Source organism: Klebsiella sp. CB_Kp196 (genome assembly GCF_040061575.1).
In the GTDB taxonomy this organism is placed as follows: Bacteria; Pseudomonadota; Gammaproteobacteria; order Enterobacterales; family Enterobacteriaceae; genus Klebsiella; species Klebsiella michiganensis.
Genome location: NZ_JBEAFH010000037.1, coordinates 24889 through 47964, shown reverse-complemented (window position 1 = coordinate 47964; position 23076 = coordinate 24889). Strand labels below are relative to the sequence as shown.

The 23076-nt window shown below is 57.4% G+C and carries 20 protein-coding genes and 1 pseudogene; 10 read left to right on the top strand and 11 right to left on the bottom strand.

Features of this window, described 5'->3' with window-relative positions; translation table 11 throughout:
* Positions 1–236 precede the first annotated feature (236 nt).
* The 3 genes from sra (at position 237) to ABLU87_RS10630 (ending at position 4293) form a co-directional block, all read left to right on the top strand.
* Positions 237–377, top strand: coding sequence for a stationary-phase-induced ribosome-associated protein (gene sra, locus ABLU87_RS10640; RefSeq protein WP_004101955.1), 141 nt, complete (start codon positions 237–239; stop codon positions 375–377).
* A gap of 184 nt (positions 378–561) precedes the next feature.
* Entirely contained in the window at positions 562–2259 is a 1698-nt protein-coding gene (locus ABLU87_RS10635) for an NAD-dependent malic enzyme (RefSeq protein WP_049083649.1), read from the top strand.
* 321 nt (positions 2260–2580) lie between these two features.
* A complete protein-coding gene (locus ABLU87_RS10630; protein WP_122116824.1) occupies positions 2581–4293 on the top strand; it encodes an ABC-F family ATP-binding cassette domain-containing protein in 1713 nt (570 codons plus the stop codon).
* Between the two features lie 37 nt (positions 4294–4330).
* On the opposite strand, the pseudogene ABLU87_RS10625 reads toward ABLU87_RS10630, so the two are convergent.
* From ABLU87_RS10625 to ABLU87_RS10600, 6 genes and pseudogenes are all read right to left on the bottom strand, one after another.
* A pseudogene (locus ABLU87_RS10625) lies at positions 4331–4837 on the bottom strand (GNAT family N-acetyltransferase); the annotation flags it as partial.
* 77 nt (positions 4838–4914) lie between these two features.
* Complete coding sequence (tssD, locus tag ABLU87_RS10620) at positions 4915–5394, bottom strand: type VI secretion system tube protein TssD (RefSeq protein ID WP_042934095.1); 480 nt, start codon at positions 5392–5394, stop codon at positions 4915–4917.
* A gap of 54 nt (positions 5395–5448) precedes the next feature.
* On the bottom strand, positions 5449–5637 hold the full coding sequence (locus ABLU87_RS10615) for a hypothetical protein (protein ID WP_042927132.1): 189 nt from the start codon (positions 5635–5637) through the stop codon (positions 5449–5451).
* A 2-nt stretch (positions 5638–5639) separates the two neighbouring features.
* Positions 5640–6332 (bottom strand): hypothetical protein, encoded by a 693-nt coding sequence (locus tag ABLU87_RS10610; RefSeq protein ID WP_048263036.1) that lies wholly within the window; start codon positions 6330–6332, stop codon positions 5640–5642.
* A gap of 38 nt (positions 6333–6370) precedes the next feature.
* Complete coding sequence (locus ABLU87_RS10605) at positions 6371–6826, bottom strand: recombinase family protein (protein ID WP_048263035.1); 456 nt, start codon at positions 6824–6826, stop codon at positions 6371–6373.
* A gap of 260 nt (positions 6827–7086) precedes the next feature.
* Entirely contained in the window at positions 7087–7686 is a 600-nt protein-coding gene (locus tag ABLU87_RS10600; protein WP_014229291.1) for an inorganic diphosphatase, read from the bottom strand.
* Between the two features lie 256 nt (positions 7687–7942).
* On the opposite strand from ABLU87_RS10600, the gene adhP reads away from it, so the two are divergent.
* Positions 7943–8953, top strand: coding sequence for an alcohol dehydrogenase AdhP (gene adhP, locus ABLU87_RS10595; RefSeq protein WP_049082262.1), 1011 nt, complete (start codon positions 7943–7945; stop codon positions 8951–8953).
* A gap of 42 nt (positions 8954–8995) precedes the next feature.
* On the opposite strand, the gene ABLU87_RS10590 is transcribed toward adhP, so the two are convergent.
* Positions 8996–9565 carry a hypothetical protein gene (locus ABLU87_RS10590; protein WP_014229290.1) on the bottom strand — a complete coding sequence of 190 codons (570 nt, stop codon included), beginning with the start codon at positions 9563–9565 and terminating at the stop codon, positions 8996–8998.
* Between the two features lie 207 nt (positions 9566–9772).
* Between ABLU87_RS10590 and ABLU87_RS10585 the strand changes: the two genes are divergently transcribed.
* Genes ABLU87_RS10585 through ABLU87_RS10560 form a run of 6 tightly spaced genes read left to right on the top strand, consistent with a single transcriptional unit; the run spans position 9773 to position 16886 of the window.
* The gene (locus ABLU87_RS10585; RefSeq protein WP_025108260.1) at positions 9773–11395 is read left to right on the top strand and encodes a TIGR04028 family ABC transporter substrate-binding protein; all 1623 of its coding nucleotides are present in this window, start codon (positions 9773–9775) and stop codon (positions 11393–11395) included.
* 10 nt (positions 11396–11405) lie between these two features.
* The gene (locus tag ABLU87_RS10580) at positions 11406–12350 is read left to right on the top strand and encodes an ABC transporter permease (RefSeq protein ID WP_038424479.1); all 945 of its coding nucleotides are present in this window, start codon (positions 11406–11408) and stop codon (positions 12348–12350) included.
* Positions 12347–13198 carry an ABC transporter permease gene (locus tag ABLU87_RS10575; RefSeq protein WP_014229287.1) on the top strand — a complete coding sequence of 284 codons (852 nt, stop codon included), beginning with the start codon at positions 12347–12349 and terminating at the stop codon, positions 13196–13198. The genes ABLU87_RS10580 and ABLU87_RS10575 overlap by 4 nt, the downstream gene beginning before the upstream one ends.
* Positions 13195–14799, top strand: a complete 1605-nt coding sequence (locus tag ABLU87_RS10570; protein ID WP_122116825.1) for an ABC transporter ATP-binding protein — start codon at positions 13195–13197, stop codon at positions 14797–14799. Before ABLU87_RS10575 ends, ABLU87_RS10570 begins: the two co-directional genes overlap by 4 nt.
* Positions 14796–15785: a putative FMN-dependent luciferase-like monooxygenase gene (locus tag ABLU87_RS10565; RefSeq protein ID WP_025108257.1), complete on the top strand. Its 990-nt coding sequence runs from the start codon at positions 14796–14798 to the stop codon at positions 15783–15785. The genes ABLU87_RS10570 and ABLU87_RS10565 overlap by 4 nt, the downstream gene beginning before the upstream one ends.
* A gap of 9 nt (positions 15786–15794) precedes the next feature.
* Positions 15795–16886 (top strand): alkylhydroperoxidase domain protein, encoded by a 1092-nt coding sequence (locus ABLU87_RS10560; protein WP_004850720.1) that lies wholly within the window; start codon positions 15795–15797, stop codon positions 16884–16886.
* Between the two features lie 16 nt (positions 16887–16902).
* Here the strand turns inward: ABLU87_RS10560 and araJ are convergent, their stop codons facing one another.
* From araJ to fdnG, 4 genes are all read right to left on the bottom strand, one after another.
* Positions 16903–18054: an MFS transporter AraJ gene (gene araJ / locus ABLU87_RS10555; RefSeq protein WP_025108255.1), complete on the bottom strand. Its 1152-nt coding sequence runs from the start codon at positions 18052–18054 to the stop codon at positions 16903–16905.
* A 316-nt stretch (positions 18055–18370) separates the two neighbouring features.
* The gene (gene fdnI, locus ABLU87_RS10550; RefSeq protein ID WP_004120645.1) at positions 18371–19027 is read right to left on the bottom strand and encodes a formate dehydrogenase-N subunit gamma; all 657 of its coding nucleotides are present in this window, start codon (positions 19025–19027) and stop codon (positions 18371–18373) included.
* The gene (gene fdxH, locus ABLU87_RS10545) at positions 19020–19904 is read right to left on the bottom strand and encodes a formate dehydrogenase subunit beta (RefSeq protein WP_122116826.1); all 885 of its coding nucleotides are present in this window, start codon (positions 19902–19904) and stop codon (positions 19020–19022) included. Before fdxH ends, fdnI begins: the two co-directional genes overlap by 8 nt.
* 11 nt (positions 19905–19915) lie before the next feature.
* Positions 19916–22963: a formate dehydrogenase-N subunit alpha gene (gene fdnG / locus ABLU87_RS10540; RefSeq protein ID WP_122116827.1), complete on the bottom strand. Its 3048-nt coding sequence runs from the start codon at positions 22961–22963 to the stop codon at positions 19916–19918.
* Positions 22964–23076 lie beyond the last annotated feature (113 nt).

The window sequence follows — 23076 nt, the reverse complement described above, 5'->3', positions numbered from 1 at the left end:
GACTGGCTAACGTGCGGGCCTTTCTGCCGGATGGCGGGTGACCTCCTGCCCGGCCGACGAACCGGGGTCCGCTAAAAAGACTGTTCTTAATCTGCCGACTCAACGTTGCTAAACCCGGCAAAATGGGCCACGATGATTATCGCCGCGCTAAAAATGCGCGGCGTACTTAAGGGTTAAATTTCGTCCGACACCCGTCGGGCTTGTCCTTGAAACCGACACAGGATAAAGGAGTAAGAATGAAATCGAACCAACAGGCACGTCATCTTCTTGGTCTGAACTACAAGCTTTCTCAGCAGAAAAAAGTGCTGCTGGAAGGCGATGCGGAAACCACGGTTAACCATGTTCGCGCCACCGGCCGCAAGCGCCGCGGTGGCTAACTTTTCAGCTGAATGATGATAAAAACACCGTCCTCTCCCCGGGATGGTGTTTTTTTAAGACTATCGGCCTCATGTTTACCCTCCTTTGATGTCTTCTGCTTTATACTCTGCCCGCTGCCATTCCCTGCCAGCCCCCCGCCTGTCGCCGCGCCCGGGCTGAAGCGATTATCAAGGAGTTAGTGCGATGCAATTCACTCATAAGAAAAACCGCTCTCTATACATCCCTTACGCCGGCCCCGTGCTGCTTGAATTTCCGCTGCTCAACAAAGGCAGCGCCTTCAGCATGGAAGAGCGCAGCAGCTTCAACCTGCTGGGCCTGCTGCCGGAAGTGGTCGAAACCATTGAAGAACAGGCCGAACGCGCGTGGATCCAGTACCAGGGATTTAAAACCGAGATCGACAAACACATCTACCTGCGCAATATCCAGGATACCAACGAAACGCTGTTCTACCGCCTGGTCGGCAACCACCTCGACGAAATGATGCCGGTTATCTACACCCCAACCGTCGGCGCCGCCTGTGAACGCTTCTCTGAGATCTATCGTCGCGCCCGCGGCGTGTTTATCTCGTATCAGAACCGCAATAACCTCGACGATATTCTGCAAAACGTACCGAACCACAACGTTAAGGTTATCGTGATGACCGACGGCGAACGTATTCTCGGCCTCGGTGACCAGGGTATCGGCGGGATGGGCATTCCTATCGGCAAACTGTCGCTGTATACCACCTGCGGCGGCATCAGCCCGGCCTACACGCTGCCGGTGGTGCTGGACGTCGGTACTAACAACCAGCAGCTGCTGGACGATCCGCTGTATATGGGCTGGCGCCACCCGCGCATCACCGACGACGAGTACTATCAGTTTGTCGACGACGTTATCCAGGCGATTAAAGCCCGCTGGCCGGACGTACTGCTGCAGTTCGAAGACTTCGCGCAGAAAAACGCCATGCCCCTGCTCAACCGCTATCGCCACGAAGTGTGCTCCTTTAACGATGATATCCAGGGCACCGCTTCGGTCACCGTCGGTACGCTGATCGCCGCCAGCCGCGGCGCGGGCAGCCAGCTGAGCGAGCAGAAAATTGTCTTCCTCGGCGCCGGCTCCGCGGGCTGCGGTATCGCAGAGCAGATCGTCGCGCAAATCCAGCGCGAAGGGTTAAGCGAAGAGGAAGCCCGTAAACGCGTCTTTATGGTTGACCGTTTCGGTCTGCTGACCGACGCCATGCCGAACCTGCTGCCGTTCCAGAGCAAACTGGTGCAAAAGCGTGAGCATCTGCAAACGTGGGACACCACGAATGATGTGCTGTCGCTGCTCGACGTGGTGCGCAACGTCAAACCGGATATCCTGATCGGCGTTTCCGGGCAGCCGGGTCTATTCACCGAAGAGATTATCCGCGAGATGCACAAGCACTGCCCGCGGCCAATCGTGATGCCGCTCTCCAACCCGACCTCCCGGGTGGAAGCCACGCCGCAGAATATCCTCAGCTGGACCGACGGCGCGGCGCTGGTCGCCACCGGCAGCCCGTTTGCCCCGGTCACCCTCAAAGGCAAACAGTACGTTATCGCCCAGTGCAATAACTCCTATATTTTCCCGGGAATTGGCCTCGGCGTTATCGCTTCGGGCGCATCGCGCGTGACCGATGAGATGCTGATGGCCGCCAGCGAAACCCTGGCGAAACATTCGCCGCTGGTGAATAACGGTGAAGGCCCGGTTCTGCCGGAGCTGAAGGATATTCAGAGCGTTTCGCGCGCTATCGCGTTTGCGGTGGGTAAAATCGCCCAGGAACAGGGCGTGGCGGTGAAAACCTCCGCCGAAGCGTTGCTGCAGGCGATCGCCGATAACTTCTGGCAGCCGGAGTACCGGAACTACCGCCGCACGTCGATTTAACCGGTAGATGAGTCATACAGGGGGCCTGCTTTGCAGGCCTTTTTTTATTCTCATCTGGTCAAAACCGCTTTCTCCCTCTACACTGCCAGCACCCATCAACTCACTGAATAAAAAAGGAGGATCCCATGTCGTACTGTGAAATGTTTTTTTCACGTGCATTTGGCGATCGCACCTGCTCAAGCGTTATCGGTATCGTGCTGCGATAACTTCAGCTTGAGCGAAGAAACCATAGACTAACTCCCTTCCCTCGGGCTTACCGGGTTATCGTCAGCGATGTTTGACGAGGCATTCACATGCCTGTAACTCTTGAGTAAGTTCACAATGAGCACATTACTAATTGCACAATCTCTTCATGTTGATACGGCGTTTGGCCCGCTGTTCACAAACCTCTCCTTTACCCTGAAAAAAGGCGACCGTATTGGCCTGATTGGCTATAACGGCTGCGGAAAAAGTACCCTGCTACAGGTGCTGGACGGCACCATCGTGCCCAGTTCGGGCAGCGTGGCGCTGGCCAGTCACTGTCTGATGGCGCGTGTGGAACAGCATCTACCCGATGCGCTGTTAGCGCAGCCCCTGCTGCAGGTGGTACTGGCGAAACTTCCCGCCCCTGAGCGTGAGAGTCAGCGCTGGCAAGCGGAGAGGCTATTGGCAGAGATGGGCTTTACGCCAGATGAGGCCGCGCAGCGGGCGTCAACCCTGAGCGGCGGTCAGCATACCCGGCTACTGCTTGCCAGGGCGCTGATTCAGCAGCCGGATCTCCTGCTGCTGGATGAGCCGGGAAACCACCTCGACCTGCCGACCCTCCTGTGGCTGGAAAGCTTCCTGCAAACCTGGCAGGGGAGCTTCGTTCTGGTGTCGCATGATAATATCTTATTGGATGCTGTAACTAATTCCAGTTGGATCCTGCGCGACAGAACGCTGCACGCCTTCTCCCTGCCCTGCAGCGCCGCCCGCCGGGCGCTGGAAGAGCAGGACGCCAGCGATGCGCAGCGCCATAAAGCCGAGCAAAAGGAGATCGACCGGGTCGCCGCCAGCGCCAAACGGCTGGCTATCTGGGGTCGGACCTATGACAACGAAGATCTCTCCCGCAAAGCCAAGCAGATGGAGAAGCAGGTTCAACGCCTGAAGGAGAGCCAAACCGAGCTGACCATGGGCACCCCCTGGAGGCTGGCGCTCCACGGCGACATGCTGCGGGCGGACCGACTGCTGGAGATGGAACAGCTCCCCGTTCCCCCCGCGCCCGGTCTGCCGGCCCTGTTTACCGCGGGCCTGGCTCGCCTGAAAAGCGGCGATCGGGTGGCGGTGATGGGCCGTAACGGCGGCGGCAAGTCTTCGCTGCTGCGTCTGCTGTGGCGGCAAATGCAGCAGGAAACGGCGGAGAGCGGTTTGCGCCTGCATCCGCGGCTGAAGCCGGGTTATTACGACCAGACCCTGCATCAGCTGGCGGATGACGATACCCTTCTCGACGCGCTGGAGCCCTTTGAACCAGGCCCGGATGCGCGCAGGCGGGCGCTGATTTCCGCCGGATTCAGCTGGCCGCGTCACGGGCAAAAGGTCGCCACCTTAAGCGGCGGCGAGCGTTCGCGCCTGCTGTTCGTCGGCCTCTCTCTGGCGCGCTATAGCCTGCTGCTGCTGGATGAGCCTACCAACCATTTAGATATAGATGGCAAAACGGCGCTGGCGGCTACGCTGAGCGACTATCCCGGCGGCCTGCTGCTGGTGAGCCACGATCGCGAGCTCATTAACCGCAGCTGCAATCGCTTCTGGCTTATCGACGAGCGCGGGCTGAGCGAATGGCACAGCAGCGAAGAGGTGTATGAGATTTTGCGCACCGCCGTTCGTCGTCCGGCGACGCAGGCCGTGATGGTGAACAGTAGCGAACCGGAGGAGGACCAGGATGCGCTGCTGGAGCGGTTAGTCACGCTTGAGCAGCTGCTGGCCGACGATCTGGCGCGCAAGCCAAAACATCAAAAACCGCAGCTGCAGGCGCAGTGGCGTAAGGAGATAACAACGATTGCGACGTTATTAGGCTAACAGGCGCTCTCCCGGCGCGGCGATCCGCGCCGGGAGATTATTCCGCGCCGGCAGGCGAACTGGGTTTGACCCGACTAAACTGCTGCTCGGTCATCATCCGCCCCCACTGGTCCCCCTGCCACGCTTTATCCAGCGTAAAGCCGAAGGATTCATACAGCCTGCGGGCGGCGTTCAGCCCGCTGAAGGTCCACAGCCGCACCGCGGCGAAGTTCTGGCTATCGCAAAAGGCCATCGCTTCATTCAGCAGACGTCGGCCAACACCGCTTCCCCGGCAGCTATCGTCGAGGATAAACCAGCGCAGATGCGCTTCATTATTACCAAGATCCTCGCCGTCAATCGCCACCGATCCGACAATCTGCCCACCCTGAACGGCAAGCCAAACCCGGTTGCACGGTTTCTCAAGACGACCGGAAAACTCCGCCAGCCCGCTGGCCACTTTGCTCTCGAAAAAGTGACCAAATTCATAATGCTTCGCATAGTACTCGCCGTGCATCTGCGTAATGCGGCCAATCATTCCCGGACGATAGCCGGTAACGATATCAATCCTGGCGGTTAAGTCGATCATTTTATCTCCTCGTCAGAGCCAAGGGAGGCAATGGCCTCCCTTGGTACCCCTTGTCATCAGGCACAACAACGATCGTTCCATGAATCACGATAGACAATATTACCCTCCGTATACTTCCATGTAATTGCTTCATAACGCAATTCAAGCGTTTCAAGGTGAGTACTACTCATACCGTTAGGAGACAGGAATGGTGCGACCGTTGTGAATTTGACGTTTTCAAGAATGATATTGAAATACTCGGCCTCGATGCCCGATTCCAGAATGCGGTACATCTTAATTGTAGCCTTTTTCATGGTCCGGCCTTCACAGACCGCGCGGTACAGAAGTGGTGTTGTCTGATCAAATTCTTTCACTATCGTTATAGGGCGGTGAACGCGTGTACCTGTAAGTTTTCCCCAGCTCGGGTCAACCGGAATAGTGACACCGTGAGAGAATGATTTTAATTCGATTGAACCCAGGCGAAGTGGCATTAGGCAACTGCCAACAATCGGCGAACCATTTTCATCTTCGAGCCATAAATGTGCGGGTGTAGACATAGCATTTCCTTATAAATAAATTTCAAACAATGCTAAATTTTGATGTTTTGATGATTACCATTTCACGTATCGATAAAAAACAACGATCACAAAAATGCAGAATATGGGGACAGGCCATATTGGTCCATCAGGGAAAATTTGAAAAAGGACAATTGCAAATAAAAGTGTCAATAAGGCAGGACCGTACATCGATATCAATGACCTGAATATCCGTCTGAAAAACCTTTTAATAAGACTCATCATGATTATCGAATCATCCTGGTGATGATGTCTGCAATCTCACCATCCGATACCCATTGTGCATTAAACGCCTCAGCTCGTTCAAACAATGGCTCTATCAGGAAGTACATCATTTCCAGCTCTTGTGCATATAGCGCCGAGTAGTACGCTGGACAAGTAATATGAAGACGACGCGCACTATCTGCCGCTTTCTGCACAACGCCATATAAACCAATAACCCCAACAACACCTCCCGCTCTTCTCCCTGCCAGTGCACTGAGTTCAAGGCTTAAATTCATGCCTGCAGCGACAAATGATGCTGTTGCTAAAGCAAATCCTGTATTTGTGAGTGAACTTGCGGCAATATGAATATTTACTGCCATTAACAGTTGTTTGATGTGCTCTAGTTGATCGGACGTTTTGTATCGGAATACTTCTTCAAAGTAAATCCTAAGCATTTCATACACAACATCTCCATGTCTTATAATATGATAAACGCCTTTAGTAAATCGGATATCTTCGGACTTTTGTTTCTGGCATACGTCCTGATATTCATCAGTAAAGCAGGATGTATAATACAGCACACGCGTTGCGCCTGCACCGATCCTTTCAATCTGATTTGATACGTCTTTTCCTACATCCTTTAATGCGTGGTCGAGTTTTAACGCAAGAATTTTATTAGCCTGCAAATAACTTATAACTTCATTTCTGTAGTACATAGCCGCTCCTTGCTTATTTCATTAAATCCGGTTAACCATTATTTCCCACGAGAAAGCGTCCGATAGACCGTGGGGCGGGAGACGGAGAATAATTCAGCCAAGTACTCGCCGCTTCCGCGCATCATGCAAAGCTCTTTCTGCTGTTTATCTGACAGCTTCGGCTGCTTCCCCCGCAGTTTTCCTTTAGCCCGGGCGATGGCCATCTCTTCGCGCGTGCGAAGACGTATCAGGTCGCCTTCAAACTCGGCAAACGTCGCCAGCACATTAAAGAACATCTTACCCATCGGATCTGCAGGGTCGTAGAGGCTGTTGCCCAGCGCCAGCTTCACGCCACGGGCCTGAAGGGCATCAGCAATATCTCTTGCATCCGGAACTGAACGGGCCAGCCTGTCCAGTTTCGGTACGACCAGCGTGTCTCCCTGGCGAACTGCCGCCTGAGCCAGATCCTGGCGGTCAGTTGAACATCGGGCATAGCCAATGCGTATTTCTGTCATAAATATGTACGTATAAGGGCCGTGAAAGAGATTTATATCGTACCAGTGATATGAGACAACGTCAGCAGTGAGATTGACCTGGACTTATTACCCGTGAAAAAAGCAATTTCGAGCGCATCGTCGCCACGCTGGGGCTGAAGAAAAGGACGCAGGGTAACGGAAATTTCGGCGGTTCCGGCGTAGTCCCCCGTATTACCTCACTCTGCGGATAATAGGGCGAAGAAAAAGCGACAGGCACCGGGCGATGCCTGTTTTTCCGCTTATTGCGGATTTTTCTCTTTCCAGGCATCCCATGCCGCTTTAATTTCCTGCTTCGCGGCGGCGGCATCGTTAAAGCCGTTCAGCTCCACTTTTTTACGCCCTTCCGGCAGCTGTTTGTAAACGCGGAAGAAAGCCTGCAAACGCTCCTGCTCGATTTTCGGCAGATCGCCGATGGTGTTGATGTCATCGTAGGTTGGGTCGATTTTGCTTGCCGGAACGGCAATGATTTTGTCGTCCTTCTCGCCGCCATCAATCATCTTGAGCACGCCAATCGCGCGCAGCTTAATCAGCGTTCCCGGCGCCATCGGCGCGCGGGTATAAAACACCACGTCCAGCGGATCGCCATCCCCTGCCAGGGATTGCGTCAGCGAACCGTAGTTAGCCGGATAGGCCACCGGCATTGACTGGAAACGATCGGCGATCAAAAAGCCGGTTTTGGCGTCGGTTTCATATTTGATAATGCCGCCCGCGGGAATTTCGGTCACGGCATAAAACTCTTCAGGGTTGTTTTTCGGCTGCGGGAAATCCAGTACGTTCTGCGCCTGAACGGTAGCGGAAAGCAGAAGGCCTGAGGCAAGGAGTGTTTTTACCAGATGCATTGTCGTGTCGCTCTATCGTTATAAGAAATTGAAAAACAGAACGATAGAGGCCGCAAATGAAGCGTGTATGACGTAACGATGACAGTAATGTGACGCGAATTTCATTAATAATTCTGATTAAAAAATCGGCGCACCAAGCTCACCCCGGCAAGGAATATCTATTATTTCCTTGATTTAATGAAGATTTAAGCTAAACCTTAGCATGCGTAAAAAACAAAATTGTGTTAATACGCTTATGTTCAATAAGGAGAACAGAATGAAAGCTGCTGTCGTCACGCAAGATCATCAGGTCAATGTTACGGAAAAAACGCTTCGTCCCCTGCAACATGGCGAAGCCCTTTTAAAAATGGATTGCTGCGGCGTATGTCATACCGACCTGCACGTTAAGAACGGCGACTTTGGCGATAAAACCGGGGTCATTCTGGGCCATGAAGGCGTGGGCGTTGTGCAGCAGGTCGGCCCCGGCGTTCATTCTCTGAAGCCGGGCGATCGCGCCAGCGTGGCGTGGTTCTTCGAAGGCTGCGGGCATTGTGAATATTGTAACAGCGGCAACGAAACGCTGTGTCGCTCGGTGAAAAATGCCGGCTACACCGTGGATGGCGGTATGGCGGAAGAGTGTATCGTCATGGCCGATTATGCGGTCAAAGTGCCGGACGGGCTCGATTCTGCGGCGGCCAGCAGCATCACCTGCGCGGGCGTCACCACCTATAAAGCGGTCAAAGTCTCACATATCAAACCCGGCCAGTGGATTGCCATTTATGGCCTCGGCGGCCTCGGCAATCTGGCGCTGCAGTACGCCAAAAACGTGTTTAACGCCAAAGTCATCGCCCTTGACGTTAATGATGAACAGCTGAAGCTGGCCGCGGAAATGGGCGCGGACCTGACCATCAACTCCCGCAGCGAAGACGCGGCCAAAATTATTCATGAGAAAACCGGCGGCGCGCATGCCGCGGTGGTAACCGCCGTCGCCAAATCGGCGTTTAACTCAGCGGTGGATGCGGTTCGCGCGGGTGGACGCGTGGTAGCAGTCGGCCTGCCTCCGGAAGCGATGAGCCTGGACATTCCGCGTCTGGTCCTCGACGGTATCGAAGTGGTGGGTTCGCTGGTCGGCACCCGTCAGGACCTGACCGAGGCCTTCCAGTTTGCCGCGGAAGGGAAAGTCGTACCGAAAGTGACCCTGCGTCCGCTGGGCGATATCAACGCCATCTTCAAAGAGATGGAACAGGGACAGATTCGCGGCCGTATGGTCATTGATTTCCGCCGCTAATCTTCGGACCTCTCCCGCTACGGGAGAGGTTTAATTGTCCCTTTACACGCACGGCCCCGTTGCGCAACCGTACATCATCACCAGCGGAAATAGCGGCACCAGCGGAATCAGGGCGATCTCTCCCAGAGGGCTAATGGTCTGCGTTTTATCGTTAATTGACACGACGACGGGTCTGGCAAGCCGATAAGCGTCATCCAGCTCATTGGGATCAACGGTTGACCAGAAACCGGTCGCTTTAAACAGTACGCCAAGATGGTCGTTGTCCAGCGCGGTCGCGTGATACTGGCTGGTTAACAGACTTAGCTGACTGGCATCCAGTCTGCGCTTGTCGAGCACCACCAGATATTCCGCAACAACCTCATGCTGTTTCACGACAAAATTCACCCGTACGCCGGATGCGACCTTATTGAAGCGTTCGTAGAAAGTATTATAACGCTGGTACTCCTGCGGCACCCCTTTACGGAAGAATCGATAGCTGTATTTGTTTGAATTGGCAATGATGCCCGACTCAATAGGTTTAACCTTAATAATGGTATCGGTAGAGGGCAAATTGGGTGCGCTGGTACAGCCTGCCAGCACCGTCATCGCCAACATCAGTAAATACTTCAGCATCGTCGCTATCCCTTTATTACGCTGACTATCTCTCAGTCATTAAATTATCCAGCATGAGTTTCAGCTGAAAGGCATGTAAATACCAGCCCCTAAAAATCGAGCCGGGTATAAATGCTTTTTATGCAAATGCTTAGCGCAAATCCTTACTTCCTTTGTTAAAACGCGCGCCCGATGATGGCCAAACAAGAGATAACAAAGGAATTCACCATGCACACCCGTTTTCGCCTGCCCGCGCTGGCGGCATTTTTTTTGAGCGGCGCGTTTTCCGCGTGGGCCGCCGACGCGCCGGTTAAAGGCGGCACGTTAATTTATCTGGAGCAGCAGCCGCATACCAATCTTTATCCCCCGGCCGGAGGCTTTTACCCTAACGGCGGTATTCTTAATCAAATAACCGATAAGCTAACCTGGCAAAATCCAAAAACCTTACAAGTCGAACCGTGGATTGCCGAAAGCTGGAGCGCCAACGCGGATAAAACCGAATATACCTTTAAGATTCGCCCTGGCGTCACCTTTTCTGATGGCACCCCGCTTGACGCCAATGCGGTTGCCAAAAACTTTGATACCTACGGCCTCGGTAATAAAGCGCACCGCCTGCCGGTGTCCGAGGTGATTAATAACTACGATCGCAGCGAAGTCATCGATCCGCTGACGGTTAAGTTCTACTTTAAAAAGCCCTCGCCGGGATTTCTGCAGGGCACCGCGACCATCGGCTCCGGGCTGGTTTCCCTGAGCACCCTGGCGCGAAATTTTGAAGAGCTGGGCGACGCCCGCCATATTATTGGCTCCGGGCCTTTTACGGTTAAAGATGAAAAGCCGGGACGTGAACTCGCTCTGGTCGCACGTCAGGATTATCAATGGGGGCCGAAAAGCCTCGCCCAGCAGGGGCCAGCGAATCTCGACGGCATAACCTATATCGTCACCCCGGAAGATGGCGTACGCGTTGGCGCGCTGCTGGCAGGCCAGGCCGATTTTATTCGCCAGGTGCAGGCCTATGATGAAAAGCAGGCAACCGATCGGGGCTTTAAAATCTATGCCGCCCCGACGCGCGGCGTTAACGACAGCCTGAGCTTCCGCCCGGATAATCCGCTGGTTGCCGACCTGCGCGTTCGTCAGGCGCTGCTGCACGCCACCGACGCCAGACAGGTGGTTGAAACCCTGTTCTCCGCCAACTATCCGCAGGCGACCTCCGTCGTCGCCAGCACCGCGGCCGGATACGTTAACCTTAGCGATAAGCTGGCTTTCGATCCGGCCAAAGCGAAACAGCTGCTTGATGAGGCGGGCTGGAAACCGGCCGCCGACGGTATACGGGTCAAAGATGGCCAGCGCCTGGCATTAACCGTCTATGAATCCCTGCCCCAGCCGCAAAACAAAGAGGTACTCCAGCTTGTCGCCCAGCAGTGGCGCCAGGTCGGCGTTGCGCTGGCGGTCAAAGCCGGTGATGCCGGCAGCCGTACGCTGGACAGCCTCGACCCGTTGAAAACGCCGCTTACCGTGTCAGAAGTGGGCCGCGCCGACCCTGACGTGGTGAAAAGCATGTTCTTCCCCGCTAACCGCGACGCGCTGCTGCAAAAAGGCGGCTCCAGCGACAAGGTCCAACGCTTCCGCGACGATAAGCTCAACGCGCTGCTGACCGCGATCTCAGCCGAAGTCGAGCCGCAAAAACGCCTCCAGCTCACCGGCGACGCCCAGCGCTACCTGCTGGACAACGCCTACGTAATCCCGATATTTGAAGAGCCGCAGGTCTTTGCCGGCGCGCCGTGGGTGAAAGGCGTCAGTTTTGAAGCGGTAGGCCGCCCGTCGTTCTACGGCGCCTGGCTGGAAAAGCACTAAGGAGCCCGCGATGAGCCACTATCTTCTGCGGCGGTCCGGTCAGGGTTTACTGGTGCTGTGGGCCGCGTTTACCCTCTCCTTCGTCCTGTTACAGGTGCTACCCGGCGATGCGGTACTGATCAAGTTTCAGAATCCGGATCTGGGGCTCAGCCCTGAGCAGATCGCCGAAATGCGCCTCGCCTACGGGGCCGATAGCCCGCTGTGGAGACAGTACTTCCACACGCTGATGGCCATGCTGCGTGGCGATTTTGGCTATTCGCTGCAGGCCGGGCTGCCGGTCAGCGCGCTTATCGCCAGCAACCTGCCGGAAACATTAAGCCTGGCGCTGCCCGCCTTTGCTCTGGCGGTGGCGCTGGCCTTCGCCCTCGCCTTCGCCTCACGGCTGCCGGGCCTGCGCTGGCTCAGCAACGCGCTGCAATCCCTGCCGGCGCTGTTTATCTCGCTGCCGACGTTCTGGCTCGGCATCGCCCTGATTCAGATTTTCTCCTTTCAGCTGCGCTGGATCCCGGTGATCAATCCCGGGCCGATTGAGGGGCTGATTTTGCCCATTATTGCCGTCGCGGTGCCGATTTCCGCTCCGCTGGCGCAAATCCTGATGCGCAGTCTGGATCAGGTCGCCGCGCAGCCGTTTGTCGCCGTTGCCCGCGCCAAAGGCCTGAGCGAAACCGGCGCCCTGTGGCGGCACGTTACCGGCAACGCCCTGCTGCCGGTGCTCAACATCGCCGGTCTGCTGCTGGGGGAACTGATCGCCGGCGCGCTGATTACCGAAACCGTGTTTGGCCGCGGCGGTCTGGGGCTGCTGACGCAGCAGGCCGTTAATAATCAGGATATCGCGGTACTGCAGGCGGTGGTGATGATCTCTGCCCTCGGTTTCGTGCTGATTAATCTGCTGGTCGACCTGCTGATGCCGCTGTTCGACCCGCGCCTGAAAACCGTTATCGGAGGTGCCGTATGAGCCTGGTGGATTACGCAACCGCCGCGCGCCGCCGCACTTCAAACTGGCGTACGCGGCGCGTCCAGCCCGGTCTGCTGCTGGCCTGGGCGGTGATGATCGTTGCCGCGCTGATGGCTATCGCTCCGCAGCTGTTTACCGACTATAGCCCGCTGGAAGGGTTCCCCGGCGCCCAGCGGCTGGCCCCGCAGGCCGGCCACTGGCTGGGAACCGACCAGCTGGGCCGCGATCTGTGGAGCCGCATCGTCTTCGGCGCCGTTCATTCGCTTTCCGCCGCGCTGGCGGCGGTGGCGATCGGCCTGTTTATCGGTACCGCGCTGGGCACGCTGGCCGGCGCGCTGGCGGGACGCGTGGAGTCGGCAATCATGCGCCTGGTCGACGTGCTGCTGGCGATCCCCTCTTTATTGCTGTCGCTGACGGTCATCATTCTGCTCGGTTTCGGCACGCTCAACGCCGCCGTCGCGGTAGGCGCGGCGGCCGTCGCCAGCTTTGCCCGCCTGGCGCGAGCGGAGGTGGTCCGCGTACGCCACAGCGACTTCGTCGAAGCGGCCTACGGCAGCGGCGGCACCTTTTTCGCCGTTTTCTGGCGGCATATTCTGCCCAACTCGCTCACCGCGGTGCTGGCCTTTGCCACCCTCCAGTTCGGCCAGGCCATTCTGGCGCTCTCGACCCTGAGCTTTCTCGGCTACGGCACGCCGCCGCCGGTCCCGGAGTGGGGTCTGCTGATCGCCGAAGGCCGCAACTATCTCTCCACCGCCTGGTGGCTGACCACCCTGCCCGGTATTGCGGTGATTGCGGTCGTGCTCGCCGCCAACCGTATTAGCCGTCAATTTAGCGGAGAACGCCGATGAATGTTTTAAGCGTAGAGCATCTGCGCATCAGCTATCGTTCACAGCGTGAATGGCGCGAGGTCGTGCACGATGTGAGTTTTCAGGTCAAACGCGGCGAAATGCTGGCGTTTGTCGGTGAATCCGGCTCGGGTAAAACCACCACCGCGCAGGCGATTATTGGCCTGCTGGCGGATAACGCGCGCCGGGACAGCGGGCGTATCTTGATTAATGGTGAAGATATCAGCGGCTGGTCCGCTAAACGCCTCGACGGCCTGCGCGGCGCGCGGATTAGCCTGGTGCCTCAGGATCCGGGCAACTCCCTGAATCCGGTGAAAACCATCGGCGCGCAGGTGGGGGAAATCCTGCGTCTGCATCAAAAAAGCAGCGCCGCGGCGCGTAAAGCGCAGGTGCTGGCGCTGCTGACCAAAGTTGGGCTGAGCCACCCGGAACAGCGCATCGATCAATATCCCCACCAGCTTTCAGGCGGTATGAAGCAGCGGGTGCTGATTGCTATCGCGATCGCCCTGAAACCCGACTTAATCATTGCCGATGAACCCACCAGCGCCCTCGACGTGACGGTACAGAAACGGATCCTCGACCTGCTGGATACGCTGCGCCGGGAGTCCGGCACGGCGGTACTGTTCGTCACCCACGATCTGGCGCTGGCGGCGGAACGCGCCGACCGTCTTCTGGTCTTTCGCCACGGCGAGATTCAGGAACAGGGCGCGACCGGCGACGTCATACGTACGCCGCAGCATACCTATACCCGCCAGCTGCTCAGCGATCTCCAGGGTTCGACGCTGACCATTGCCCCGGCCAGCGGGCGCGTGCTGGCGACCCCGGCGATCCGTGTGGAGGGCATCAGCAAACGCTTCTCATTAGGCCGCGCGCATTTGCAGGCGCTGGACGCCGTGAGCTTCGAGGTGAAGCGCGGCAACACCCACGCGCTGGTCGGCGAGTCCGGCTCCGGCAAAACGACCCTTGCGCGGATCCTGCTGGGATTCGAAAAGGCCGATAGCGGCCATATCGCTATCGACGGTATCGATGCCGGGCATCTCAGCCGCGAGGCGCTCCGCCAGCTGCGGCGTAAAATTCAGTTCGTTTACCAGAATCCTTTTGCCTCGCTTGACCCGCGGCAAACGCTGTTTGAGATTATAGAAGAGCCGTTAAAAAACTTCGACCGCCTCAACGCCGAAGTGCGGCGCCAACGCGTCGAAACGGTCGCCGCCCGCGTGGCGCTCGCTCCGGAGCTGCTGTCGCGAACCGCCCGTGAGCTTTCCGGCGGCCAGCGGCAGCGGGTGGCCATCGCCCGCGCCTTAATCCTTGAACCGACGATCCTTGTCCTCGATGAAGCGACTTCGGCGCTGGACGTCACGGTGCAGGCGCAAATTCTCGCGCTGCTGCAGCAGCTTCAGCAGCAGCTGGGGCTGAGCTATCTGTTTATCACTCACGATTTGGCGACGGTGCGCCGTATCGCCCACAGCGTGACGGTGCTGCGGGCGGGCCAGGTGGTTGAACACGGCGACGTCAGCCGACTGTTCAGCGGCCCGCAGCATGACTATACCCGCGAGCTTATCGCCGCGATTCCCCACTTTTCATCCCCGAGCAAGGAGGTTGCATGACGCGTAAACGACTGGGCTTTTTCACCCGTCTGCTGGACCACGCCACGCCTAAAGAGCGCTACCGGCTGGCCACCGAGCAAATTCGCCACGCGGAACGCCTGGGATTCGACAGCGCGTGGATCGCTCAGCACCATTTTCATGAGCACGAAGGCGGCCTGCCGTCGCCGCTGGTCTTTCTCGCCCACGCCGCGGCGCACACCGAGCGCATTCGTCTTGGCACCGCCATTATCACCCTGCCGATGGAAAACCCGCTGCGGGTGGCGGAGGATGCGGCGGTGCTGGATCTGCTCGCCGATGGACGGCTGGAGGTGGGCTTCGGCTCCGGCGGCACCCCCACTTCGTTTTTACCCTTCGGGCTGACGATGGACCAGCGCAGCGCGGTGTTTGCTGAACACCTGCATCTGATTCAAAGCGCCTGGCGCGGGGATTCGCTCTCGCACCCGGATAATCATCTGTACCCTCAGGCGCCGCAGCTGGCGGAGCGCATCTGGATTGCCACCTTTTCCATTGAGGGGGCGGTTCGCGCGGCTCAGGCCGGGCACGGGCTGATGCTCTCGCGCACGCAGCCGCGTCCGGCCGGACAGCCCACGCTGCCTCTGGACGCTATCCAGAATCCGATTATTGACGCCTATCTCGCCGCGCTGCCGGCGGGCGTCGAGCCAAGGATCCTCGCCTCGCGGACGGCCTTTGTCGCCGATAGCCAGCAGTATGCGCTGCAGGTCGCTGAACCCGGCCTGCGCCAGCAGGCTGCCCAGCATCGCGCCGCAGGTCATGATATTATTGGTGACACTGTCACTGATTTTTTGCCGCAGCTTGACGCACACGTTGGCGACCCGCAGCACGTCGCCGCTTCGCTGGCCCGCGATAGCGTCCTGCGGCGGGTAACCGATATTTCGTTTCAGGTGCACTCCGTTGAACCCTCGCACCGCGACACGCTTCGTTCCATTGAGCTGATCGCTCAGCATATTGCCCCGCAGATACGATAAGGAGTCACCATGACGCTCAGTCAGGATATATTGGCCGAACTGGCAGAAATTGCCCCCGATTCCGCCTTAGCGGCGGCGCGAGCCGTGCGCGAGGCGGCCACCCGCCATGCTCAGGGAAGTTATGAAACGCTGTTTGGTCAGCAGGATAACGACTTTCCGCTCGACGAGCGTTTTGCCGTGGCCGCGAGGGTGGCGAAGCTGCATGAGAGCGATGCGCTGGCCGCCCACTACGCCGGCTTTGGCATTGCCGACCCCACATCGCCGCGGCTGGCGCCGGCGCTGGCCTTTGCCCGGCTGTTGACCTTTACGCCCGTGGAGGCCACGCCGTCGGCGCTTGAGGCCTTAATCCGCGCCGGATGGAGCCTGCGCGGCATCGTCACCCTCGCCCAGCTTATCGCGTTTGTCAGCTTCCAGAGCCGGCTGGTCGTCGGGCTGCGCCTGCTTAACGGCAAAAATATCCACGTCGCACAAACCCCGACGGTGGCGGGATTCTGGCATACCTCGCCGCAAACCATCAGCGGTAAGAAGGCGCCGGTGCACTTCACCCGCGATGAACTGCACTGGGAGCCCTGGCTGGCGGCTAAACCGCTGGCGGAATTTACCCCCGACGAGCAGGCGCTGCTGGCGAAATTCGGCCACAGCGATTCGCCCTACTTCCGCCTGCTGGCGCGCAACCTGCCGGTGCTGGAGCAGCGTACGTTAACCGACAAAGGGATCTTTTATACTCCCGGCGGCCTGCCGCGCGCTGAGCGCGAGCTGGCGGCAACGGTGGCGAGCAAAATCAACGGCTGTATTTATTGCGCCTCGGTGCATGCGCGCAAAGCGGCACAGCTGGCCAAAGATGAAACGGCGATAGAGACGCTGCTGGCGGTGACGCCGGGAGAGCAGTTAAGCGACGGGCAGACGCCGGGATGGCAGGCGCAGATCGATTTCGCCGCCGCGATTTCCGTTACCCCTCCCGCTTTGTCCGTTGACCACCTTGCCGCCGTCGAGCAACAGGGGCTGGATACCCTCGCCCGACTGGATTTACTGCAATCGGCGGCTTTCTTTGCCTGGGCCAACCGGTTAATGCTGACCCTCGGCGAGCCGTGGCAGGAATAGCTGCCAGCGGGCTTAATCAGGCCAGACGCCGCTGATGGCGGGCATAAATCAGCAGCGAACTGAGCGCAAGAAACGAAAGCAGCGCGGCCGGTAAGGCAACGAAACGCCAGCCAGGACCGGCCGTAATCATCATCCCGCCGAATAGCGCCCCAATGGCGCTGCCGAGATTAAAGGCGATCTGGCCGCCCGCCGCGCCCAGCATCTCGCCGCCCTTCGCATTTTGCAGCAGCAGAATTTGCAGCGGTGCCGACAGGGCAAACAGGGCCGCGCAGCAAATAAACGCGAGGGTTAATGCGGCGGCTTTATTCTCACCCAGCAGGAACAGAAGTAATAAAGTCACGACAATCACGCCATTCGTCACGGCGGCAATACGTAACGGGCTATAACGGACGGAGACTTTACCGCTAAATAAATTCCCCAGAACCATCCCCAGCCCCGCCAGCAGCATAATGGCTATGATGGCGCTCTCACCAAAACCGGAGACGTTAATCATAAACGGCTTAATATAGCTAAACCACGCGAATACGCCGGCATTGCCGAACATCGTCGCGGCAAAAATTAACCACGGTGCGGGCGATGTTAAAAAATGAAACTGCGAGCGTAAGCGCGTCGTAGGTTTATCAAACAGCGTGGGCACCCACCAGGCGATGGCGACCAGCACGGCGATGTCAAACACCGCAATCGCCAGAAAGGTATAGCGCCAGCTAAACTGATGGCCAAGCCAGGTTCCGGCGGGAACCCCCAGCAAATTTGCGACCGTCATTCCGGCAATCATTCCCGCCACCGCGGCGGTGACCTTCCCCGGCGGCGCAATTTTCGACAGAACGATCGCCCCCACCCCAAAGAAGGCGCCGTGCGGGAAACCGGAGATCAGGCGCCCCAGCGCCAGCATCGAATAGCTGGAAGATAGCGTAAAGATGGCATTGCCGATAACGCACAGCGCCACGAGGAACAGCATCACCGATTTTAACGAAAAGCGGCTGGAGAATAGCGCCATCACCGGCGCGCCGATGACGACGCCAAGCGCATACCAGGAGATCATATTGCCCGCGGCGGGAATAGATATTCCGACGTCATGGGCAATTTCAGGTAATACGCCCATAATGCCAAATTCCGCCATTCCGAGACCAAAAGTGCCAAGCGCTAACGAAAAAATAGTCTTTTTCATACAACTAATCACTTGTTATAAAACATACCGCCAGCATTATTGTGCATTATTAAACGGCAGACCAGATAAAAACGCCGGGTGGCATATTTATCCATAAAACGGCGTGATTATTCAGTTCCTGAGGTAAATATTGAATTTTAAACGTTTATGCTTTGTTCGCCGATGATGACAAACCTTAATAATAAGCCGATCAAGCGCGAAGATTTTATCTGTAACTTAAAAAGCGCCAGAGGCGAAGTTATTTCCGCCATTGACGCCCTTGTTACCAATAGCCGATCCGCTCCGGCTTCAGCCAGAGCGGGTTGCTCAGTTACGCTTACTTCAGCCCTTCACAGCTCTCTTTCTTCGCTTCCTGACGCTCCACCTCGCGATACCAGCGCGGATGATGCTTCTTCGCCCAGCGGCGACTCACCTTCCCTTCGATCATGCCTTTAATCGATCCCTTCACCCAAAACGCCATATACATGTGGATCAGAATCGCATGAATAAGAATAATCGCCGAGGTCGCGTGAATCAGCAGGCTATAGCGAATAACCTGAATCGGGAAATAGTGGGCAAACCAGGGCCGCCAGATAATCACGCCGGTCACCAGCAGCACAAAAATCATGCTCATGATGGTCCAGAACATCATTTTCTGCCCCGCGTTATATTTCCCTACCCGCGCCACTTTATGCTCGTTGCCTTTCAGTACCTCAATAATGCCCTTTAGCCAGGGGATATCCTGCTTGTCGGGAATATTGTGATGGACAAAACGCACAAACATAAACATCAGAGCCACGAAAATCAGTACCCCGAAGAACGGATGCAGAATTCGCCCCATCTGCGGCGTACCGAAGGTTTCGGTCAGCCACTGCAGCGTCGGGAAGAAAAACGAGATCCCCGATAGCGCCACCAGGAAAAAGCAGATGACCACCGTCCAGTGACAGGCGCGGTCAATAAACTTCGTGCGCACAATCATTTTCGATTTACTCATCATGCTCCTCCTCATCGTCATCCGCTTCTTTATTCGGCCCAATCCCGATGTAGTGATAAATCAGCCCGGCAAAGGTGGCGATAAACCCGACCGCCGAGAGCGGCTTCAGCGCGCCTTTCCACAGGTTGATCGACGTATCGATCTGGGGCTCTTTCGGCAGGTTGTGGTACAGCCCCGGCTGGTCCGCATGATGCAGCACGTACATCACGTGGGTGCCGCCGACGCCCGGCGGGTTATACACCCCGGCATGGGGATAGCCGCGTTTCTTCAGCTTTTCAACGCGCTCGTTGGCCACTTCCAGCATCTCTTTCTTGCTGCCGAAGTGAATCGCGCCGGTTGGGCAGGTTTTCACGCAGGCCGGTTCCTGGCCGACGCTGACCCGGTCAACGCACAGGGTGCACTTATAGACCCGGTTATCCTCTTTATTGAGGCGCGGGACGTTAAAGGGGCACCCGGCGATGCAGTAGCCGCAGCCGATGCAGTTCTCCTGCTGAAAGTCGACGATGCCGTTAGCGTACTGAATAATCGCCCCGGCGGACGGGCACGCCTTCAGGCAGCCCGGATCCTCGCAGTGCATGCAGCCGTCTTTGCGTATCAGCCACTCCAGCTTGCCGTTCTGTTCGGTTTCGCTAAAGCGCATTACCGTCCAGGATTTGGCGCTCAGATCGGCGGGGTTGTCGTACACCCCGACGCAGTGCCCAACCTCATCGCGGATATCGTTCCACTCGGAACAGGCCACCTGGCAGGCTTTACAGCCTACGCAGGAGGAGACATCGATCAGCTTCGCCACTTCCGCCTTAAAATCCCGCGCGCGCGGCGCGGGCGTGATCGGGTTGGTGGCGGAGCGTTTGATAATGTCCTGGGTTTCCATCGCCATGCATTCGCTCCTTACGCTTTCTCGATGTTGACCAGAAACGCCTTGTACTCCGGCGTTTGCGAGTTAGAATCCCCGACGTTTGGCGTCAGGGTATTGGCGATGTAACCTTTGCGGGCTACCCCTTCAAAACCCCAGTGCAGCGGGATCCCGACGGTTTCTACCTGCTGGCCGTTAACGTTGAGCGTTTGCAGACGACGCGTCACCACCGCTACCGCGCGAATAAAGCCGCGCTTGCTGCTGACCGTCACCCGATCGCCGTTGGCAATCCCCTTCGCTTTCGCCAGACCTTCGCTGATTTCGACAAACTGTTCCGGCTGCGCAATCGCATTGAGCAGCGCATGCTTGGTCCAGGTATGAAAATGCTCGGTCAGGCGATAGGTGGTGCCGACGTACGGGAATTTATCCTTCTTACCTAAACGAAGGGCATCCTCTTCATACAGGCGCACCACCGGGCTGGAGACCACGTTCGGGTGCAGCGGGTTGGTGCCAAGCGGCGTTTCCATCGGCTCGTAGTGTTCCGGGAACGGACCTTCCGCCAGCTTATTCAGGGCAAACAGGCGCCCCAGTCCTTCCGGCTGCATAATAAACGGCCCGGTTTTGCTGCCCGGCGGCGCGGTATTGAAGTCCGGAATATCGTTGCCAACCCACTTGCTGCCGTTCCACTGGATCAGCATCCGCTTCGAATCCCACGGCTTGCCGTTAATATCCGCCGACGCGCGGTTGTACAGCACACGCCGGTTGAGCGGCCACGCCCATGCCCAGCCGAGCGTGTTGCCAAGGCCTGACGGATCGGCGTTATCGCGGTTGGCCATCTGGTTGCCCTGCTCGGTCCAGCTGCCGGTATAGATCCAGCAGGACGACGCGGTGGTACCGTCATCACGCAGCAGCGCGAAGCTGTTCAACAGCTGGCCCTTCTTCGCCAGCGGCGCGCCGTTAGCGTCGAAGAGATCCGCCAGCGCGTAGCCGTTGTTCTCTTTCGCGACCTCTTCTGATTCCGGACGATCCGGCTGCTTGTAGTGCCATCCCATCTTCAGCAGCGGCTCGACGCCTTTGCCGCCCTCGGTGCGATACAGCTCGCGCAGACGGTGGTAAATGCCGGCCAGAATTTCGCCGTCGTTGCGCGCTTCGCCCGGCGCGTCCTGGCCTTTCCAGTGCCACTGCAGCCAGCGCCCGGAGTTGGCGATTGAACCATCCTCTTCGGCGAAGCAGGTGGACGGCAGGCGGAACACTTCGGTCTGAATCGCCGCCGGGTCAACATCGTTCGACTCGCCGTGGTTTTGCCAGAAGGTCGACGTTTCGGTCACCAGCGGGTCGATAACCACCATGTACTTCAGCTTGCTCAGGCTGCGGACCACCTTGTTTTTGTCCGGGAACGAAGCCACCGGATTGAAGCCCTGGCAGATATAGCCCGTGACGTTACCGTTATCCATCATATTGAAATATTTGATAACGTCGTAAGCCTGGTCCCATTTCGGCAGCCAGTGGAAGCCCCAGTCGTTCTCTTTTTGCGCCGCGTCGCCGTAGAACGATTTCATCAGGCTGACGAAGAACTTCGGATAGTTGCTCCAGTAGTTCACCTGTTCGGCCAGCGTCGCCTTCGGCGTATTGGCGGCGAGATAGCTTTGCAGATCCGTCTGCTGTTCCGACGGCAGCGTCAGGTAGCCCGGCAGGCTGGTCGAGAGCAGGCCTAAATCGGTTAGCCCCTGAATATTGGAGTGCCCGCGCAGCGCGTTGACGCCGCCGCCCGCCATCCCCATATTGCCGAGCAGCAGCTGAATCATCGCCATGGTACGGATGTTCTGCGCCCCGACGGTATGCTGCGTCCAGCCCAGCGCGTAAAGGAAGGTGGTGGTTCGGTCCGCCGCGCTGGTTGACGCCAGCACTTCGCACACTTTGAGGAAGTCCGCCTTTGGCGTACCGCAGATATTCTCCACCACCTCCGGCGTATAGCGCGAAACGTGCTGCTTCAGCAGGTTCCAGACGCAGCGCGGATGCTGCAGCGTCTCGTCGCGCATGGCGTAGCCGTTTTCGTCGAACTGATAGTTCCACGACGATTTATCGTACTGACGCTTTTCGGCATCGTAGCCGCTGAACAGGCCATCTTCGAAGGCAAAATCGTCGCGCACCAGCAGGTTGGCGTTGGTGTAGTGTTTAACGTACTCGGCATTGATTTTGTTATTTTCGATCAGGTACAGCAGCACGCCCGACAGGAACGTAATGTCCGTGCCGGAGCGAATAGGCGCATAGATATCGGCCACCGACGCCGTGCGCGTAAAGCGCGGGTCGACGACAATCAGCGTCGCATCGTTGTTGTTTTTCGCCTCCATCGCCCAGCGGAATCCCACCGGATGGGCTTCGGCGGCGTTACCGCCCATCACCACCACGACGTTAGCGTTTTTGATATCAACCCAGTGGTTGGTCATCGCACCGCGACCAAATGTTGGAGCAAGACTTGCTACCGTTGGTCCGTGTCAGACGCGCGCCTGGTTGTCTACCGCCAGCATGCCGAGGGAGCGCACAAATTTTTGCGTCAGCATGCCGGTTTCATTACTGGCCGCAGAGGCACATAACATCCCGGTGGACAGCCAGCGGTTAACCGTCACGCCCTGTTCGTTCTTTTCAATAAAATTGGCGTCGCGGTCGGCTTTCATTAGTTTGGCGATGCGGGTAAACGCGTCATCCCAGGAGATGCGCTGCCATGTATCGGAACCCGGCGCGCGGTACTGCGGATAGCGCAGGCGGTTGTCGCTATGAACATAGTCAAGCAGCCCCGCGCCTTTCGGGCACAGCGCGCCGCGGCTCACCGGATGATCCGGGTCACCTTCAATGTGGTAAATCGCTTCTTTCGCGTTTTTCGCGCCGTCGCCCAGGCTATACATTAATAGCCCGCAGCCCACGGAGCAGTATGTGCAGGTGTTGCGGATCTCTTTGGCGCGCAGCAATTTGTAATTACGCGCCTGAGCCAGGGCCATTTTGGGCGCAAAACCCAATGCAGCGGCTGTTGTTCCGGCCATACCGCCTGCGCAGATTTTAAAAAACTTTCTGCGGCTGACGTCCATTGTTCCCCTCCATGCGGGATGTTTATTCATTGCGGGAGTGGAAATTAACAGCAATAACCCTGTTTTATTTGCGTCAAATCAATGTCCTGAACCCATGACCCCTTAATAGTCAG